The organism is Pantoea conspicua, from assembly GCF_002095315.1.
Taxonomy (GTDB): Bacteria; Pseudomonadota; Gammaproteobacteria; order Enterobacterales; family Enterobacteriaceae; genus Pantoea; species Pantoea conspicua.
In genome coordinates this window covers 1-20,463 of record NZ_MLFN01000030.1, presented here as the reverse complement: position 1 = coordinate 20,463, position 20,463 = coordinate 1, and the positions used below count along the sequence as shown (strand labels likewise).

The window sequence follows — 20,463 nt, the reverse complement described above, 5'->3', positions numbered from 1 at the left end:
ATCGCTGGCACGTTTTGCCGCTGTTATTAGCGAACCGGCTGGACGCCGAATCGCGCTGTTATCCAATAACAGAGTGTTTGACCACAGGAAGCTCAGGATGTCGCGCAACGAAGTGAAAAACGTCAAAAAAAACAAGTAGGGTTCATTATCCAAATGCCCGCTGTCAGGGCAAGTGACAGCGGGCATTTGTCGGGATTTAAGTGAAAATCAATGATTAAACTGAAGATTCAGATGCTTTTTTCACCTTATTCCGGCCAGCAAGCGTGTCATTCAGCTGTTTTTGATCCAGCTGGTCGACCCATTTTGCCACCACCACGGTCGCCACGCCGTTACCCACCAGATTGGTCAGCGCACGGGCTTCAGACATAAAGCGGTCGATACCCAGAATCAGCGCAAGACCGGCCACCGGCAGATGTCCCACCGCGGAGAGCGTGGCTGCCAGCACGATGAATCCGCTGCCGGTCACCCCGGCGGCCCCTTTTGAGGAGAGCAACAGCACGACCAGCAGCGTGATCTGATGGAAGATATCCATATGCGCGTTGGTGGCCTGGGCGATAAACACCGCCGCCATGGTCAGGTAGATCGAGGTCCCGTCAAGGTTGAAGGAGTAACCGGTCGGTATCACCAGTCCCACCACCGATTTTTGCAGCCCAGCCGCTCCATCTTATCCAGCATACGCGGCAGCGCAGACTCAGAAGAGGAGGTGCCCAGTACGATCAGCAGCTCTTCTTTGATGTAAGCGATAAATTTGAAGATGCTGAAACCGGCAAACAGACGCGCAATCAGCCCCAGTACAATCACCACGAACAGAATACAGGTGATATAGAAGCAGATAATCAGCTGACCCAGCTGCACCAGCGAGCCAACGCCATACTTACCGATGGTGAACGCCATGGCACCAAAGGCCCCGATAGGCGCCAGGCGCATGATCATATTGATGATGCCGAAAATGACTTTCGAGAAATTTTCAATTACGTTGAAAATCAGCGTGCCGGTGTTGCCGAGACGATGCAGCGCAAAACCAAACAGAATGGCGAACAGCAGCACCTGCAGAATGTTACCGCTGGCAAAGGCACCGATCACGCTGTTAGGGATCACGTCCAGCAGGAAGGCCACAACACCCTGCTGTTCCGCCTGCTGGGCATACATTGCCACCGCTTTAGCATCCAGCGTCGCCGGATCGACGTTCATCCCGGCACCCGGTTGCACCACGTTGACCACCACCAGACCGATAATCAGCGCGATGGTACTGACAATTTCAAAATAGAGCAGCGCCACCGCACCGGTGCGGCCAACCGCCTTCATACTTTCCATACCGGCAATGCCGGTTACCACGGTACAGAAAATCACCGGGGCGATAATCATCTTGATCAATTTAACAAAGCCATCTCCCAACGGCTTCATCTGGGTGCCGATTTCCGGATAAAAATGGCCTAACAAAACGCCGATGCCAATCGCCATCAGCACCTGGAAATAGAGGCTTTTAAAAAGTGAGATTTTCATAAACAGGTGTCCACTAACGCCGTGAGGTGATGTTGTCGGATTCGTTATTGTGACTGACGGGCAACCCAGGCGGCGCCTGACAGTAACCCGAAAATAACACTCTGTTTACCTGATTAATACAGGCTGACAAACCAGTGGGAAATGATACCAACGTAATTCTGAACTGAAACGCTTCAGCAAGGGGTTTTGTAACTAAAATTCTCGCAAAATCAATGAATCAGGCAATTAATCCGTCAGTGAAGGTTTTTCAATCCATGCCTGATTGAATCGCGCCACAGGCAGTGCTTCGGCATAGAGATAGCCCTGACCGATGTGGATGCCGCGCGCCAGCAGCCAGTCGCGCTGTTTAGCGGTTTCGACCCCTTCGGCAATCACATCCAGCTGAATAATCTCGGCTATCGCCGCCACGATGCGAACCATAGTGTCATCATCGGGCAGCGCCGCCACAAAGCTGCGGTCTATCTTGAGCTTATTGACCGGCAGGGCTTTTAACTGATGCAGCGAATTGAGATTGGAATAGCCCATGCCAAAATCATCCAGCGCCACCGCGACACCGGTTCGCTGCAACATGCGCAGCAGCGAGATCGCCTGCTCAGCATCACCAATATGGGCGGTTTCCGTCATCTCCAGCACAAAGGTGCCGGGCGCAATCTGATGGCGCGTCAACAGTGCCTGAAGATGGGAGACCATCGCGGTATCCCGTAGCTGAACGGCAGAAATATTGACGCTAAGCGGCAGCATAATGCCCTGTCGCTGCCAGCCTGCCAGAATCCGGCACGCCTCTTCAAACACCCAACGGCCAATTGCGCTAATGACGCCAATCTCCTCCGCGCTGGCGATAAACTCTTCCGTCAGGCCGAAACTGCCATCCGGCTGACGCATACGCAGCAGCGCTTCCGCACCAGCCAGCTCACCGGTTCGCATATCAATCTGCGGTTGCAGGTAGAGGGCGAACTGGTCGTCGTGCAGCCCCTGCAAAATATCGTGTTCCTGGGTCAGGCGTTTCTGTGCCCGCTCGGTTAATGCTGCATCGAAGAACAGAATCTGATTTTTGCCCTGATGACGTGCCGACATCATGGCGGAGGTCGCACGATCCAGCAGCTCATTGGCGGTCAGCGGCTGGTCGTCGCGCAGCGCCAGCCCGATGCTGGCGTTAGGTCGTAACTGCAGCTGATGCAGATTGACCGGCTGGTTAAGCCGTATCATCAGATTGCGCGCCAGCCGCAGCGCGCGGAATGGATTACTGGCACGCTTCATCAGCAGCACAAAATCGCTGGTGCCGGTCTGGGCCAGCAGCGTGTGGTCATCCAGCGTGCTACGAATCTTCTCGACCAGGGTCAGCATCAGCGTGTTGCGCTGCTCATCACTCAGCACGCCGTTGGCTTCCTGCAGGGTCTCAATACGGATCACCATCAGGCCAAGCGGCTGGTCAGGGTTGCACATATACTGATCGACCAGCGCCAGAAACAGCGCCCGGTTAGGCAGATCGGTAACGTCAAAATGGGTGGTCAGCCGGCTCATCTCATCGTGTACTGATTCCAGCACCTGCTGATTGCGGTTGTAACTGCGGATCAGCATGCCAATCTCATCATCGCGGTGGCTCGGCGGCAGCGTCAGTTTGTGGGTCAGAATGGACTGCGGCGGCAGCTCCTGCAGTTCACGCGAGATATTACGCAGCGGATGCACCACCAGCCGGTTAATGCACCAGCTGATCGCCACCGACAGAATCAGCGCCAGCAACAGATAGGTGGTGATCATGGTCGACAGGGTACTAAGGATAAACTGGTAGACGCGGGTCGAATTGGCCTGCAGTACCAGATAGGCCAGTGGTTTCGGCAGGCCGGTGTTTTCGACCGAGTAGAGCGGCAGGGTAATCTGCACCGGTAACTCAAACAGGCGCGCCACCAGCCGCGGCACCGGTTTTTCGTTTTCGAAGTCGGCGTGCAGCGCCTGGAAAGCGTTAGGCAACACCACATCGGCACGCGATAAAATCCCGGCGGGCTTCAGTGAGTGAAGAATACGTTCGGCCTGCGGAATATCGGCTTTCAGTACCGCTTCAGAGAGCGGCTGACGGACGGTATGCGCGATATTCTCCATCTGCTGGGCGTAGTCAATCCTGCGCTGCTGCACAAAATGAAACAGTTGGATGACGATAAAGATACTGATGGTGATAACCGCAACCAGCGAAACCGTCGCCATCTGCTTTATCGTAAGTGACCGGTTTACCCGCAAAAATTCTCTCCCGACTATAAAAAAAGCTCAGATATCAGACAGGAAAATGCGCAGCAAGTATATCTCAACGTCAGTTTTTTTGTCGGCAATAATGCCGGAGCGGGGAGATTCGGACTCTCTGCCCGATAAGCGCGGTTTTTTTCCGCACCGATCGGGCAGGCAATGCAAGGCGCGTTAACGCTTTTCCTGAAACGCCATCCAGGTCAGCAGTTGCAGGCTGGCCGAGAAATAGTTCTGATCCGGTGACAGCCGATCGCTGAGGTAGCCGGTCTCATTCAGCGTCAGGTCACGTACCGCCAGCAAACCGCCCTCAAGGTGATAGGGGGCTGGCGTGTTGGCCAGCACATCAAACCAGGCTGGCGTCATCATCCGGCTGTAGCCCTGCCAGACCTGTTGAAACGGCACCAGCGCCAGACTGTGCGGATCGTACCACCAGATATTCAGCGGCACGCGAATCGCGTCGTAGCTGAAGCGGCTGGAATAACCGATGGCTGGCGCAACCGAGCCATCGGCATTCAGCGCCACCCAGTCCAGCGGCAGACCGCTGTTACCGAAGTGCAGCTTACCCAACAGATCAAGACCATCCTCAATCAGTTTATTCCACACCTGAAGATGGCTGCGCTCGCCAAACTCGCGCCACGCCTGGAACAGGAAGTAAGAGGGATTGAGTACCACATAGCTGCTTTTATTAAAGCCCTGCGCGCCCGGCAACAGCACGGTATGGCCGCCAAACGTCACCACATCCAGCTTAACGATCGCCCGCTGAATGCGGTCAGACGCCTGCTGATAGCTCTCCACCTGCCACTTCTGCGCGGCCCGTTGTAACGCCCATGCCAGCAGCACATCACCATCGGCGGCGTTGTTTTTATCCGCCACCGGATTCGCGCTTCCTGGCGTATAGCGCCAGTAAAAGAGATCGTTTTGCGGATTACCTAACTGGCTGCGCGTCCACTGCCACAGCCGGTCAAAGGTGACGCGATCGTCATTCGCCACCGCCAGCAACATGCCGTAGCCCTGCCCTTCGGTATGGCTGACATTGTTATTCGCGGTATCGATCACCCGCCCTTCTGAGGAGACAAAGCGGCTTTTAAAACTGTCCCAGCCGCTGGCAGCAGCCTGTGTACTGCCGATCAACAGCCCGATACAGCAGATCCATCCCAGCCAGAGTGGCTTAACGTTCATTCATGCATCCTATTGATATCGATAATGCAGCGTGCTGCCATCATGCAGTTCAGGCGTGACCGGCACCGTACTGCTGCCGCCCTGAGCCTGCAACCAACCCGAGAACAGGCCCGCCACCGCTGCGCCAAACGCCGTCTGCCAGTCTGCTGGTGTCGTGATGCTGTCACCCGCCGGTAAGGCGTGATGGCTGATCAGTAGTGCTTTCTCTTCCGGCTGGATCTGCACAAAACCCCAGTTAAAACGCGCCAGTTGCAGATTTATTTCCCGCTCCAGATCCTGCACCGTGCGTGCCTCAGACAGCGGATAGCGGGCCGCCAGTGATTCGCCCATGTTATAAAGAAACGCTTCCGCCTGCTGCTGGCCGCCGTTAGCGACCATGCCTTTAATCATCACACTGACCAGATCAAACCAGCCGGGTGGATGCGGATGCGACACGCCAGAATGCTCATTCATTACTTATCTCCAAACAGATAACGGACATAAAGCTGCGCACTGCTTTCGTTGTAATCGCCAAAGGTGTCGTAGCCCAGCTGACCGCCAATCGTCACCTCTTTATTGAGTTTGTAGTCGGCGCCCGCGTGCAGGTTATAACCGATACCGTTTTTACTGCCGCCGGAGTAGTAGGCACTTTTCACGCTACCCTTGGCCGCCAGCGCTTCCAGCTGTGATTGCAGGCTGGCGTCGTCCGGGAAGTAAGCGCTCTTATCCTGACTGTAGGACTGATAACCCACCGAACCGCCCAGATTCACTTTCAGGTCGTCGTACTGACGTGAGAAGTCGACCGGGAATGAGACTGAAGCATAGTTTTGCGGGCTGAAGTAACCGCCCTGACCGTAACTGAAATAGCTCAGGTTTTTTGAGAAGTCCATCCACGACAGGCTCATCCCCACTTTCAGTTCACGATCATCGGCGTGATACGGACGCACATAGGCGCCCGCAGTCGCCTGCAGATTATTGTTACTGGCGACATTCTCGCCGAGGTAGCTGTAGGCGCCCGCGCCAGCATAGAAACCGGCATCGCCATTGTCGTAACTCAGTAAGGCGTTGGCCCCATTTTTAGTGACGCGTCCCCACCGCTTGCCGCTGGTCTTGTCCTCTGCCCCGACATACGACAGCAGACTGTCGGTAATGGCGCGGCGTTCGCCGGTCAGGATCAGCGTCAGGAAGTCGGTGAGCTTCGGCGACCACTGCACCCCACCCACCAGGGTACTGAGATCCTGCCCCAGCGGCGTACTGCCGAGATCGACTTTGTAGCTGTCGCCCTTCAGCGCCAGGTTGAGCTCCACGCCCGAGGCGGTTTGTGAATCCGTGGTAGCATTCGGTACATCATTGACGGTTGCGCCACCTGCTGCCACCACATTGCCCTGGGTTAAGGCGTTGGTGCCGAAACGACGCCATGCATCGCCTGCCGCGCTGCCGGCCGTCAGTGATACCGGTGTCATGGTAAAATCAAAGCGCGACTCGCCAAACGGCACGGTGGAGAAAGTCAGCGGCGCTTTGGCTTCGGTCAGCTTGCTCAGTCCCGATTCGCCATCACGACCGCGCACCTGCACCATTCCCTGGCTCCAGCTGCCGGTTTTCTCCTGCAGCGAATCCATCATGCTGTCGATCTGGCGCAGGGTCTGCGACGAGGTGGAGACCGTCGCACCCCCTTCTGCCTGTTCAGGGCTGGCCGACGTGCCGGCTGGCGCGGCCTGCCAGGGCAACACGGTGCCATAGCTGGAAGGCGAACGCCCGACCGGTGAGGTGTTGCGGTTGATAAACGGGTTATCCGCCAGCGCCAGCCCGCCGACGGTCGGCAGACTGCCTGGCTGCGCGCCCTGCAGGCCAATCAGCTGTCCGCGCGCCGCGCGCAGATAGCGCATCGCCTCGCTATGCTCGCCATTCGCTTCCGCTACCCGTGCTAACAGCAACAGGCGATCCGGCGTCTGGGTGGCGCTGTTCAGGCCGCGACTCAGCGTGTTGGCGCGCTGCACATTGTTCTGCGCCAGCGCGACGTTGATGGCACCGACGCGCGCATCCTGGGACGGCGTATCCTGCGTCATCAGGTAGTCATACACCACGCCCGCGTCGCGGTTCATTTTGCCGTCCTGATAGAGACGCGCCATGGCGAACATCAGATCGCGGTTCTGCGGATCCTGTTGTAACGCGCCAATCAGCTTGTCGTAGGCCGCCGCGTACTGCCGCTGTTGCCGCAGGCGATCAACTTCGTTGATCAGATAGCCGTTACGTATCGCCGCCAGCTGCGTTGGCGTGCTGCGCGCCTGCAGCTCCGGGCTGCTGAGGAAGCGCTGCGCTTCTGCACTCTGACCCGCCTGATTCAGCACCGCTATCTGCGCCGCATAATCCCCGGCGTTACCCTGCACGCCGCGCTGCATATTGGTGCGTACCACCGAAACGGCAGTGGTGAGATCGCCCGCCTGCGCCAGCTTCTGCGCCAGGTTACCCGCATCAACCGGATTCGCTGGCGGCGTCACTGCCAGCGCTTTCAGGGTGTTGGCAGCAGCAGCATTGGCCCCCTGAGAGAGATACTGGTCAGCGGTGCTCATCTGCAGGTTAAAGTTGACCCGCTGCGCCAGATCGCGCATCTCACGCGTCCGGGCATTGGGCGGAATGCGCGACAGCAGCACGCTGGCCTGCTGCCAGCCGCCGCTTTCGCTGGCATTAAGCGCACCGGCATAAAGCTCACTGGTGCTGGCGCCGCTGCGCATCACCGGCTGCATCACATTGGCAGCCTGTAATGTCTCGCCCTGTTGCCGGTAGAGGCGCGCCAGATCAAGGCGCAGCCAGCCGTCGGTGGGATAACGCTGGATACCCTGCTGCAGCGTCGAGATGGCCGCTGCGTTGTTGCCGGCGGCCAGCTGACGCTTCGCCTGCTGACGCAAAGTATCCGCACCGTTTGCCTGCGGCGTCACGCTCTGACGAACGCTCGCGGGCAATGAACCCAGCAGGGTATTGGCTTCGGCACCGCGATTCTGCTGTCGCAGCACGTAGAACAGACCTTCTTTCGCGCTGCGGTTATTAGCATCAAGCTGCAAAACAGCACGGTAGGTCTGCTCCGCCTGGTCGGGGTGATTACTGCGGCGCTGCACGTCCGCGCGGAACAGGCGGGCGGCAATGCCTTTTTCGCCTTCGGCCTGGATTAACGGTTCGCTTAATGCCAGCGCCTCGGCGCTGTCACCGCTTTTCAGTGCCTGCTGCGCACTGGCCAGCTGCGCATAAAACGGGCATCTGCGGCCTGCTGCTGGCGGGCTGAGCCCTGGTCGCCACCCAGCTGTGCCGCACGCTACAGATAATCGGCCGCCTCCTGATACCGTCCGGCACGCTGAGCGACATAGCCCATCCCCGCCAGCGCATCGGCGTCCTGCGGATTGGCGCTCAATACTTTTTCGAAGCTGGTCTGTGCGCCGCCGACGTCACCGCTGTTGAGCGCGCTGAAACCGGCCCCTTTCTCAGCGCCACCGACGTTTTTACGGAAGTAGTCGATTACTGCAGCATCCTGCGGATGGCGCTGTTGCCAGGTCTGATACAGCGCGGCATCTGAAGGCTGCGGACCGAGCCACAGCAGTGCCTGCCGCAGCGAGCGGTCGGCATCCTGATTGCCGCTTGCCAGCCCGGAAAGCACCTCAATCCCTTCGCGACGGGTCGATTCCTGATAGGTCAGCGCTTTCCCCAGTGCCAGCTGCGCGCCGGTGTCCTGAGGATGCTGTGCGGCGAACTGCCGCAGCGCCTCTACCGCCTGCGGCAGCAGCGTGCGGTCGCCCGCCATAGTGAGATAATATTCGGCGGCAACGCTGGCGGGCGGCTCATTACCGCTAAAGGTATTGCGCCAGGTCTGTAACGCCGCCGGAATATTGCCGCTACGTGCCTGCTGACGCGCCAGCGACAGCTGCGCCTGCGGAATCGTCTGTAGCTGGCGGGCGTTATCCAGCTCGCTCAGATGTGGATCGTCAGGAGAGACTTTGCTCAGACGCTCGCGATACTGTGCGGCAGCGGCATTATCGCCGCCCTGCTGGGCATAAAGCGCCAGCAGATAGAGCGCCTGCGTGTTGTGAGGTTCCACCATCAATACCTTCTGCAGCGACGATATCGCCAGATCGTCATGCGCTTTCTGATGCCAGTACGCCGCCTGGTCGAACAACGCCTGCAACGCCGGGTTGGTGCTTTCCGCCGCCAGCAGCGGCGATGACAACGTCAATGCACTGCTCAGCAGCCATGCATGACGGATTCCGGCACTTAACAGATTTTTTTTCATTATGGTTATCCTTACTTCTTGCCGGAATCACGATCGGGCTTCGGGTTCAGTCGCCGCCACGCATGACGCCTGAGCATCACCCAGACCGCACTGCCCACCAGCGCAGAAAGCAACAGCGCCGCCAGCGCCAGGAACACGGAATGCTGGTTGGCATACCACACCACCATCATGTACCAGGGCATCTCCCCGACCGGAAACTGCGCACCCACGCGGAAGCTGCGAATGCCATTCTCATCGGTAATGATCGCGGTATCGCCACGAATCGCGGCATTGATACGCGCCGAGCTGAGATCGCTGTGTAGCCGCAGCAGCTGATCGTCACTGGTCGCCACCGTCACCACCACCAGCCGATCGCGGTTCCACGGTGAGCGGTAGCTGAGGAAGCCGCGCCACGCTTCGTTAGAGGAGAAGTAGCGATCGGCATCCAGCTGCTGACGACTCCAGTCACCGCTCAGCCAGCCGCGCAGTTTCTCCAGCATATCCGGCTCTTTCACACCAAAGGTGCTGCTGCTGGCGTCATAAGGTGAAGAGGCCAGCAACGCCCGATTAAAATCACTGTTGTCGGTGGTGCTCACCGCCAGCAGATCGTTCTGCTGAAGCCGGGCCAGATGGGTGCCGCCCTGAGGCAGACCAAACAGCACCTGATTCTGCGTCAGCGCCACGCCGGTGGCGTTACCGGCGCGCGCCGCCAGATCCAGCAGCGTCGACAGTTCGGCATCGCTGGGCTTTTCCGGTAGCAACAGCGTGGTCTGGCCGAAATCCGCCAGCCGCGTGAACGGGAATGACGCGCCGACAAAATAAGAGAGGTTCGGCAGCATACTGAAATGGCGGGTGTGGCTCAGATCGATCCACGAATCCTCTTCAATCCGGCTCTTGATGTTGTTGTTCAGCAACACGCCACAGGGTGCATCCGCCCGCGGTTTGATGTTGAAGTAGAGCGCCAGCTGGTTATCGCCATAAATCAGGTAGGGTTCAAGATTGAGCTGATACTGCTCCTGACGCGCATCGCCGCCTAAACGGTGCCAGACATTTTCCAGCAGCCCGACCTTATTAACGGTCAGGTTGCGCAGGAAGGTACCGTTCAGCATGACGTTCAGGAACGAATTTTCTTCATCGATCCAGCTTTCAGACGGGAAGCGATAGTGCAGGTTGACCGGCACGCTATCGCCATCCCACAAAAAGAGATCGGGCGCGGCGCGGAAGTTGACGCGCAGCGCATCGTGCCAGATGCCGCTGCTGGTCAGGCTCTGATCTTTACGCAGCAGTTCACTGAGACGCACCGGGCGATCGGTATTGATCCAGCGCGGCGCATCGTAAGGTTTACGGTTGCCGAGGGTTTGCGGTTTTACCTGCAGCTGGCTCTCGTCAGTGGTCAGCGGCTGCGTGGTCAGTCGGTTCGCCGCCTGACGCAATTCAGCTTCGTCGTTCCCGCTCACCAGCAGCAGTTTATAGACCGGGTTATTCGGGTTATCGACCACCTGTAACATCGGCCCCTGGCTGGCCGGAAAGGTCAGCGTACCGATACGATCGCCCGGATGACCAAACAGAATGCCGTTGGTGTCCGGCAGCTCACCGCGTATGACCGGAAAACGAATGCCGCGGTAGTCACTCTGTATGCCGAGCCAGGAGGCACCAGCGTCGCCGCGCTCACCGCATCCGGCGAGACAGTGCTGGCGAATCCAAAGGTCACGGTCGCGGCGGTCATACGTTGTGGATCGACAAACGGACGCGGAAAATTGCGCAGGCTGGTGCCAATATTCAGCTGCTGGCCCTCAAGGCTCAGCGTGGTTTTCGGCAGGATAGTGACCTGATACTGCTGCGCACTTTCCCGCTCGCACAGCAACTTGTCAGCATCGTTAATTTTGAAGCTGAGGTTGTTGCTGGAGACCACCATCGCCGCCGGAATATCCAGCTGATAATCGCTGACATCGCTGTCACTGGCACCGAGCGGCAGTGTGCCGAGCGGCTGGCCGTTCAGCATCAGCTGCAGCGATGTATTACGTGCCGCCAGCGCCTGTGAGACACGCAACGTCAGGTTGAGACGCGCATTGGTGATCACCTCATCAGCGGGCAGGGTGAAAACGATGCCGGACTGGAGCTGACCGCCGGTCAGGGTGATGCCGCGCGCCTGGCCCATCTGCGCCACCGAAATGGTACTGCTGATTGGCTGGTTAATCGCCGCCGTCATCATCGGTTGCGGCTCTGCCATCGGCTGCGGTTCTGCCCCTGGCGTAACCGCCAGGCCTGGCGCATAAGGCAGCGCGCTGGCGGCCGCTTCCCAGCGCCGGATCGCCGTTATTCAGCCTTGCGGCAGCGGCACGGCAGAGAGCGCACTGCTGTCCTGGGTTACCGTTGTCGTCGCCGACGCGGCGTCAGTCGGGGTCGCGGTCTGTGCCGGCGACGGCTCAGGCTGCGCGGTCAACGGCTGGATAGGGGACGTGGCGTCGCCGGACGACGGCACCACGGGTGCCGCACTGTTCACCGGTGCGGGGTTAAGGGTGTTATCAGCGGATGGCGTTTCGGCCCAGGCTGGTGTCAGCCACAGCGCTGCGGTCAGTGAACTGGCCAGCAGCGTTTGGGTCAGGGTTTTCATACTGCGCCATCCTCTTTCGCCGCCGCGGCAACCGGGTCGACATTTTTACGTTTATCGTGGCGACCTTTCCAGCTCAGCCAGAACAGCTCAAAGACGGTGCGGATAATGGTTCCCAGTGAGATCAGCGGGTTATCCTGCTTATACTCCGGCTGAATCCAGGCATCGGCGCGAGCCAGTACCACCCGCACCAGCTCACGGCGACGTGCCAGGGGCATCGCCTCAAAGCGCAGACGAATGGTCTCCGCATCGCCAGAAATCTTACTGACCGGGATGGTGATCGCGCCCGATTTAAGCAGCAGATCGATCTCTTCAATTTCATCAGATTCATGCCGGTCGTCGGGCGCATCCAGCTGCGCGCCGCCCATCGAGAGATCGCTGGTCAGGGTGCGTGACGAAATCCCGCTGGCGTAATGGATGATTGCCGGGATCTGCACCTCAATACGGATGGTTTTACGCACCTGTTTGGTTTCGCGCGCCACGGCAATCGCCGCCATCAGAATAATCAGGCTGAAAATGGCCCATCCGACGTTCAGGGCAATGACATAAGGGTCGACGCCAAAATAGTCATGCATTACCGCCCGCACCACGCCCGCCACAATGCCGATGCCCAGCAACAGCGCCACAATGACGTGTGGACGCACGATGTGGAAGTCAAAGAAACCCTGGTCCAGCACGCCGCCTTTATCGGTCACGTTAAATTTGCCGTGCTTCGGCGACAACAGCGTCAGAATGGTCGGGATCACCAGGTGGAAACACATCACCGTCTCGTAAATCTCACCCCAGAAGGTATAGCGGAAACGGCCATTCATCCGCGAGTTGACGTAGAGCGACATCACCAGATGCGGCAGCACGTAAGCAAAAATCAGCGACGCGGAGGAGTGAATGATATTGAGATTAAACAGCAGATAGGCCAGCGGTGCGGTCAGGAAGGCGACACGCGGCAGACCAAACTGAAAATGCAGCATGGCGTTGAGATAGCACAAGCGCTGCTGCCACTTCAGTCCACGGCCAAACAGTGGATTATCGACGCGAAAAATCTGCGTCATACCGCGCGCCCAGCGGGTACGCTGAATAATGTGCAGACCGAGACGCTCGGTGGCCAGACCGGCCGCCAGCGGAATCGACAGAAACGCCGATCCCCAGCCCAGCCGCTGCATTTTCAGCGCGGTATGTGCATCTTCGGTCACCGTCTCCACCGCAAAACCGCCAATCTGTTCCAGCGCCGAACGGCGAATCACCGCACAGGAGCCGCAGAAGAAGGTGGCATTCCAGTTGTCGTTGCCCTGCTGAACCGGGCCGTAAAACAGAGAACCTTCATTCGGGATGCTGCGCGCGGCACGCAGGTTACGCTCAAACGGATCGGGCGAGTAGAAGTAGTGCGGGGTTTGCAGCAACGCCAGTTTCGGATCTTTCAGGAACGGGCCTACCGTCGCCTGCAGGAAGGTTCGGGTCGCCACATGGTCGCAGTCAAAAATACAAATCAGCTCACCCCTGGTGATTTTCATTGCATGATTCAGGTTACCGGCTTTGGCATGATTGTTGTCGTCACGGGTGATGTAGCCAACGCCCACATCGGCGGCGAAGCGCGCAAACTCGCTGCGCTTGCCGTCATCCAGCAGATAGACTTTCAGTTTGTCACGCGGGTAATCGATACACTGCGCGGCCAGCACGGTGTCGCGCGCCACGTCGAGGCTCTCATTATAAGAAGGCACATAAATATCGACCGTTGGCCACAGACTGGTATCGTCCGGTAACGGTTCGATGGTGCGCTTTAATGGCCAGGTGGTTTGCAGGAAGCCTAAAATTAAGATCAGCCAGACATAAAGTTCAGCCAGATATAAGCCAATCCCTAAAATCGCTTCGACTTCTGAATTAAAGTGCAGCGTTTCCGTGGTGCGCCACCAGATATAGCGCGTGGACATCAACGCAGAAAGGACCACCATCATCACGGTTATTTTACGGCTTTTACTGAAGCCCAATAAAAACATCAGACCGATGCTGATCAGGCCAAAAATATACTGCTTCTGGCTATCCATTGGCGTAATGATGATCACCGCGGCAACGGGCGCAAGCACCAGCAGCAGCAGGTAAAAGCCGATTTTACTCATGATTCACCCTGAGAAGAGCTGTGTAAGTTCAATTACCCGATCTTATTCAGGTAATTAATAAGGATTGGTACGAATAGTCGCCTGAACTTCGCCATTGCCGACGGTAATATTCAGAATGCTGCTGACACGTCTGGCGATCAGCTCAATATCAAACGCTGCCGCAGAGGCGGGACTAAAATCATAAACGGACTGCTGGGACGCATTGGCTTCACCCACGCTTTCATCGCGATGCACCACGCCAAGCAAATTATCGCCCAGCCGCTGTTGCATAAATGCCGTCACGTCACGGTTAATATTACGGCGGTTATCGCACTGGTTCAGGACAAAATAGTGACCCTGCTTATTATTGAGAGGCTTACCGGTCATCCGGTTCTCCTCAATCTGCGGTAATAAAGAGACCGATGCGGTATCCGCTAACATCACCACTAAATGCATATCGGCCAGCGCCGTCATTGCTTTAAGGGCCGGACCCGGGCCCGGCGGGAAATCGGCCACAATCACCAGGCCCGGATAGTTGAGTACCGTGTCGAGTCCGCGCTGGATAAAGTGCGGATCTTTCATCAGTTTTTCTTCAAAGCGCTCACGCTGGGGCTCCGTGACATCGCCATAGGGCAGCACAAAAATATTGCCGCCGGTGGTCAGTATCGACTGGCTCCAGTCCGCCTGCTCTTCCGAACGCGCCACAAATCCGCGACCGTCATGGAGCGGCACGCCAAAATGAAGACGCAGTGCATTCTGCACATCAAAATCTATTGCCAGAACTTTGCTACCGGAACGCGCCAGACTCCAGGCCAGGTTCGCCGCCAACGTGGTTTTTCCTACTCCCCCTTTCGGCGAGCACACACAAACTAACGGCATAGCGCAATCTTCTCCAGTAACGGTTTCAATAAGGTCTCTTTGGGCAAATGAAGCGGTTCGCTGTCGGGTGAGCGGAACAGCGCACCAAAACGTCCCGGTCCGGTGCGGTTCGCCGATGCAGGCGAGCGGGTGTCAGCGGGTAGGTTTGCCACCGCAACGGGCTGAACCGCCGCGGGGCGCAGTGTTACGACCGGCTCTGCCGGTTTTAGCGAGGGCGGCGGGAACAGCGATGACGCGCCGGTTACGTCCGTCGCTTTTACCGGCGCTGCCGCGCCTGCCAGACTGTCCAGAATCGAACCGCGTGCTGCTGTCGCCGGCTGTGCACTGAGGGGCGGGTGATGCGGCGCAGGTGCCGGTGCGCTGAACTCATCGCCACGAACCGGCTGTGGCTGGGGCAGATCGATGCGCTGACCGCCGCCGAGGGTATGCTGATGGTCCTCGTTCGCCAGTTGACGAATCAATGACCACTTACTGTGTTCCGCCGCTTCCTGCGTCTGGCCAGACATATCTTTAAAGGCGATGTCGAGCGTTTGCGTCTTCTCTTTAAAACGCTGCAAATCGTCGTAATTCTTCATTGGCCGTGGCCTGCAACAAGGGGGGAATTTTCCTGGAATATAGCACATCCACTTAAACTCAGTGAGAAAAATCTGATTACAAAAACAGCAAATTCAATAAAATAGTTTAATCAGTAAGATTCGATCGGAGCGGTAAACAGCCGATGGCGGGTGGTTTTGGTCAGAAATTAATAAGTCAGGCTTACATTAAATTTTTTCGCCAGACTTCAGTATCCAGTCGTTCAGGTTAACTCATTTTACGCCTGGCACAACCAGCAGGGCTAAGATGAGATTAATCCCCTTTGCTGACTAAACCTTTCACCTGAAACAACGCTGATTTCAGCATGAAAAAAGTCAGCCAGGCGTTGAAGAGGCTTATTGGTTTCTGCCGGAATTATCCTCAGAAAAATCATTGATTAATGCCGGTAACGAAAAACCAGAGGCGGAGAACAGCCGCGAGGGAGAGCAGGCAGTAACGGCAGGCGCGGGCGGGCAAGTTGCGTTAAAAAAAGGCTCCAGTGGGAGCCTTTTTGTGAGTTAACCGACTTTTTCTGCCGCTCCGACCGGCTGATTTTCATCCTGGTCAACGGCAAAGCAGGCGATCTGCTGTCCACCATAGGTTTTCAGCTTCGGTTGCAACTGAACGCAGGTGCCAAAACGGCGGCGGCAGCGTGCGTTGAAGGCGCAACCTGGTGGCGGACTGAGCGGGCTCGGCAGTTCGCCAGTCAGCTTGATCCGCTCACGGCGATCGTCCGGATTCAGACGCGGCGTGGCCGACAGCAACGCCTGGGTGTACGGATGGCGCGGGTTAGCAAAAATGGCCTCTTTACTGCCCTTCTCGACACAACGGCCGAGGTACATCACCATCACTTCATCCGCGATGTGCTCCACCACCGACAGATCGTGCGAGATAAAGACGTAGGAAAGTCCCATATCCTGCTGCAGATCCATCATCAGGTTCAGCACCTGGGCGCGCACCGATACGTCGAGTGCCGAAACCGGCTCATCGGCAATCAGCACGTCCGGATCGAGCATCAGCCGCGGGCAATCGCAATACGCTGGCGCTGACCGCCGGAGAACATGTGCGGATAGCGGTCGTAATGCTCGGTCTTCAGGCCCACTTTCGCCATCATCTCCAGCGTCTTCTCGCGGCGCTCGGCTTTGCTCAGCTGGGTGTTAATGATCAGCGGCTCTTCCAGAATCTGACTCACTTTCTTGCGTGGATTGAGTGAGCCGTACGGGTTCTGGAAGACGATCTGGATTTTCTGACGACGCAGTTTCTGCGCCTGCGGATCGTGCTTCAGCAGATCCTGCCCATGCCAGTAAAGCTGCCCTTCAGTCGGGGTTTCAATCATCGTCAGCAGGCGGCCCAGGGTGGATTTCCCACAGCCCGACTCGCCGACGACCGCCAGCGTTTTGCCGCGCTCCAGATTAAATGAGACGCCATCCAGCGCTTTCACCAGACGTTCCTGACCAAACAACCCTTTCTTCACCGGGTAGTGCTTTTTCAGATCGATCGCCTGTAACAAATACTCATGCTTAGTTGTTTCATGACTCATAAGTGGGTCTCCCGGCATCGTCCAGCGGATAGTGACACTTGGACTGGCGGCCTGGAATGGTGCGCAGTTCCGGTTCTTCCTTGCGACAATGGTCAGTCGCATAAGGACAGCGTGGGTTGAGCAGGCAGCCAATCGGGCGATCGTATTTGCCCGGCACCACGCCTGGCAGCGAGGCCAGACGGGCTTTATCGGCCGCGAACTCCGGCAGCGCTCGTAGCAGCGCCTGGGTGTAAGGATGACGCGGCGCCTTAAAGATATCGGTCGCTTTGCCGCTCTCCACCACCTGGCCGGCATACATCACAATGATGTGGTGCGCCGCTTCGGCCACCAGCGCCAGATCGTGGGTAATCAGGATCAGCGCCATGTTCTCCTGCTGCTGTAACTCCAGCAGCAGTTCGATGATCTGCGCCTGAATAGTCACGTCGAGCGCGGTGGTTGGCTCATCGGCAATCAGCAGTTTGGGACGGCAGGCAATCGCCATGGCGATCATCACACGCTGGCTCATCCCACCTGACAGCTGGTGCGGATAAACATCGAGTCGCGACGCCGGATCGGGAATCCCCACCTGGTTTAGCAGGTCGATCGCCCGCTGACGCCGGGTGCGTTTGTTGCCACCCTGATGCACTTTGATCGCTTCCATGATCTGGAAGCCGACGGTGTAACAGGGGTTGAGGCTGGTCATCGGGTCCTGGAAAATCATCGCCACTTCCGCGCCCACCAGCTGGCGGCGCTCTTTTTCGGAGATGTTTTGCAGGTCGCGCTGGTTAAACTCCAGCTTTTCCGCCATCACTTTGCCGGGGAAATCAATCAGTCCCATGATCGCCAGTGAGCTGACCGATTTACCGGAGCCAGACTCACCCACAATGCCGACCACCTGGCCCTGCTCAACCTGATAACTGATGCGGTCGACCGCCCGGAACGGTGTTTTTTCGTCGCCGAAATGCACCGACAATTTGTCTACATTTAATAACGCCATCTCGGTGCCTCTTTACTGCTTGAGTTTCGGGTCGAGTGCATCACGCAAACCATCGCCCATCAGGTTAAATGCCAGCACGGTAAGCAGAATGACTAATCCAGGGAACGTCACCACCCACCAGGCACTTTGCGCATACTGCAATACGTCGGAGAGCATGGTGCCCCACTCCGGCGTTGGCGGTTGCGCACCCATACCGAGAAAGCCCAACGCCGCCATGTCCAGTATGGCGTTGGAGAAACCTAACGAGGCCTGCACGATCAGCGGTGCCAGACAGTTAGGCAGAATATTCACGAACATCTGACGCAGCATACCGGCCCCGGCGACGCTGGAGGCGGTCACATAGTCGCGGTTTACCTCCACCAGTACCGCCGCGCGGGTCAGACGAATGTAGTGCGGCAGCGCCACAAACGTCAGGGCGATAGAGGCGTTAACGATCGATGGGCCAAAGATGGCCACCAGTACCAGTGCCAGCAGCAGGCTGGGCAGCGCCAGCATAATGTCGACCAGACGCATAATGGTGGCATCCACCACGCCGCCGAGATAACCGGCCAGCAGACCGAAGATCACGCCGAAAATCAGCGACAGCACCACCACCAGGCAGCCGACCAGCAGCGACAGGCGCGCGCCGTACATCAGCCGCGACAACACATCGCGGCCCACATCGTCGGTGCCGAGGATATAGCTCCAGCTTCCGCCTTCCTGCCAGACCGGCGGATGCAGCAGCGCATCACGGAACTGCTCAGCCGGCGCATGAGGTGCCAGCAGATCGGCGAACACCGCCACCAGTAACATAATGATGATGTACGCCAGGCCCACCACGGCGCCTTTGTTACGTTTAAAATAGTGCCAGAATTCCTGAAACGGGGTCATCGGCTTGGGTGCAGCAGTTACGCTAGCGGGATCAACAACAGACATGATGCCCCCTTATTTCTTATGACGTATGCGCGGGTTAACCACGCCATACAGCAGATCAACCAGCAGGTTGACCAGGATAATCAGTACTGCCGATCCGCCAGGAACGGCGCTTCAGGACGGGTCAGCACAAAGCGCACGGTATGATCGTCCACTTTTTCAATTTTGCTGATCAGCTTCGGCATATCCATGCCTTCGAAATATTCGTAGCTGCCGCCGGAGACGCCATGGTAGGCGTTGTTTTTATCCAGCTGGCGTTCAAAGGTGAACACCACATCATCCGCGTTAAATTCGCGCGTCGGTTTGAAATCTTTGGTGGTCTGCCACTTCACGCCTTTGCGCAGGTGGAAGGTGTAGGTTTTGCCGTCGTCGCTGACATCCCACTTCTCGGCCAGTGCTGCGTGCAGTTCAGTGGTGCCGATGGTGAACTCAACCAGACGGTTATAAATCTGGCGTGAGCTGGCGTCGTAAGTGGTACCCGAGGTGAACAGCTGCGGGTTAAAGCCTTCCGGAGAACCTTCTGAACAGTAAACCAGGGTTTTTGCCTGAACACCGGCGGCGACAGTCATAGCAATCAGGCTCAGACCGACCTTCAGCATCCCGGATTTAGCCAGGGAGTTGATCATGCTTTTGCTCCATTGTGATGTGATGTTGTGTGCATTGCCCGACCTCTGATTTTTATATGCGGTTCAGGCGTACCACCGAACGGGTGGCTAAAGTGCGCTACGTTTTTTTTGTTTTTTCTGATGTCAGGGAATCACTCAGAAAATTCCGTAACTGCGGCTTTATTGACGCATCAATTTGTCAACAGTTGCAATGAACGTCAATACAACGGTTAGTTATTTACACAGAGTGTGAGGGATAGCAAGCAACGGTAAAAAAAACCCTTTCCGGATAAAAGCCATACAATGCACAGCGCCGGTCGCTTATTTTCCGGACATTCTGCTGGATGCGCGGTTTATCGCTAGTGATTCTCACCGCTAAAAAACTTATAACTTTTACCGGCAAATGTTGAATAACTGAACGATTCACCGTGCGTTATGACGTTCACCCAGCGGAATATGCTGGTCCGGAAGCATAAGAAATCAGCAACTTGCCGATTTCGGTCATAAGAAGAACGTGTCACGAATTATGATTACATCTCTTGCATGGCAAGGCCTGCCAGAGGTAAGCGGCGATAACAACGGCGGGTCAGCGGAATGCGTGGCGGATGAGATTTACTGGAACTTTCTGGAAAATAGCAGCCAGAAGCTGAAAGCGGGGAAGGTTCAGGGAAGAGTGTGTGGCATAAATGGCGGTCAGATCGAGACTGCTTCAGGAACACGGTCAGATCGGAAAGGCGCTTAAACCATCCCTGGACGCTCGGCCCACGCGATTACGCACCTTATCCCTGAGGTGCGCCCGTTGCCGGGCCAACGCTTTGCGTTGTTCAAAAAACGCTCCCGGCGTTTTTGTCCCTGCCGTGGGACGCTTTCCTCCACTGGCCGTGTTCCCTGCGCCTTGAGTTTATGCACTGCGGCCAGATTCACTCGGGTTTAAATCTGTCAGTTGTCTGAGATGCTTCTGTAAGTACCTGATGCGTCTGCCAGACGTGAAGCGAAGGGAGCATACGCCTGTAGCAAAGCATCGCGGGCCAGGGATGGCCCGCGCTGAGCCTGCCAGGGATGGCGTTTTTGCGTCTTTGCGAAAGGCGTATGCTCCCTGAAGCCCGCTCAACGGTAAATCCGTACC

Annotated in this window: 8 protein-coding genes and 6 pseudogenes; all 14 read right to left on the bottom strand. The window is 57.2% G+C overall.

Annotated features, from left to right (window positions below; all coding sequences use genetic code 11):
- Positions 1–214: 214 nt before the first annotated feature.
- Positions 215–1,503: pseudogene (locus tag HA41_RS11755) on the bottom strand (dicarboxylate/amino acid:cation symporter).
- Between the two features lie 225 nt (positions 1,504–1,728).
- Entirely contained in the window at positions 1,729–3,735 is a 2,007-nt protein-coding gene (hmsP, locus tag HA41_RS11750) for a biofilm formation regulator HmsP (RefSeq protein WP_094120953.1), read from the bottom strand.
- A gap of 174 nt (positions 3,736–3,909) precedes the next feature.
- A complete protein-coding gene (locus HA41_RS11745; RefSeq protein ID WP_094120952.1) occupies positions 3,910–4,917 on the bottom strand; it encodes a family 8 glycosyl hydrolase in 1,008 nt (335 codons plus the stop codon).
- A 9-nt stretch (positions 4,918–4,926) separates the two neighbouring features.
- Positions 4,927–5,370, bottom strand: coding sequence for a cellulose biosynthesis protein BcsD (gene bcsD / locus HA41_RS11740; protein ID WP_094120951.1), 444 nt, complete (start codon positions 5,368–5,370; stop codon positions 4,927–4,929).
- Positions 5,370–9,172: pseudogene (locus HA41_RS11735) on the bottom strand (cellulose biosynthesis protein BcsC). Before HA41_RS11735 ends, bcsD begins: the two are co-directional and overlap by 1 nt.
- 11 nt (positions 9,173–9,183) lie before the next feature.
- A pseudogene (gene bcsB, locus HA41_RS11730) lies at positions 9,184–11,765 on the bottom strand (cellulose biosynthesis cyclic di-GMP-binding regulatory protein BcsB).
- Entirely contained in the window at positions 11,762–13,873 is a 2,112-nt protein-coding gene (bcsA, locus tag HA41_RS11725; RefSeq protein WP_094120950.1) for a UDP-forming cellulose synthase catalytic subunit, read from the bottom strand. Before bcsA ends, bcsB begins: the two are co-directional and overlap by 4 nt.
- A 54-nt stretch (positions 13,874–13,927) precedes the next feature.
- Positions 13,928–14,731, bottom strand: coding sequence for a cellulose biosynthesis protein BcsQ (gene bcsQ / locus HA41_RS11720; protein ID WP_094120949.1), 804 nt, complete (start codon positions 14,729–14,731; stop codon positions 13,928–13,930).
- On the bottom strand, positions 14,722–15,306 hold the full coding sequence (gene bcsO / locus HA41_RS11715) for a cellulose biosynthesis protein BcsO (RefSeq protein ID WP_094120948.1): 585 nt from the start codon (positions 15,304–15,306) through the stop codon (positions 14,722–14,724). Before bcsO ends, bcsQ begins: the two co-directional genes overlap by 10 nt.
- A 516-nt stretch (positions 15,307–15,822) precedes the next feature.
- Positions 15,823–16,844: pseudogene (dppF, locus tag HA41_RS11710) on the bottom strand (dipeptide ABC transporter ATP-binding subunit DppF).
- A complete protein-coding gene (dppD, locus tag HA41_RS11705; protein ID WP_094120947.1) occupies positions 16,834–17,820 on the bottom strand; it encodes a dipeptide ABC transporter ATP-binding protein in 987 nt (328 codons plus the stop codon). Before dppD ends, dppF begins: the two are co-directional and overlap by 11 nt.
- Before the next feature lie 12 nt (positions 17,821–17,832).
- Complete coding sequence (dppC, locus tag HA41_RS11700; RefSeq protein ID WP_094120946.1) at positions 17,833–18,735, bottom strand: dipeptide ABC transporter permease DppC; 903 nt, start codon at positions 18,733–18,735, stop codon at positions 17,833–17,835.
- 9 nt (positions 18,736–18,744) lie between these two features.
- A pseudogene (locus tag HA41_RS21385) lies at positions 18,745–18,825 on the bottom strand (hypothetical protein); the annotation flags it as partial.
- Positions 18,826–18,827: 2 nt separating this feature from the next.
- Positions 18,828–19,358: pseudogene (locus HA41_RS11695) on the bottom strand (ABC transporter substrate-binding protein); the annotation flags it as partial.
- Between the last annotated feature and the right edge of the window lie 1,105 nt (positions 19,359–20,463).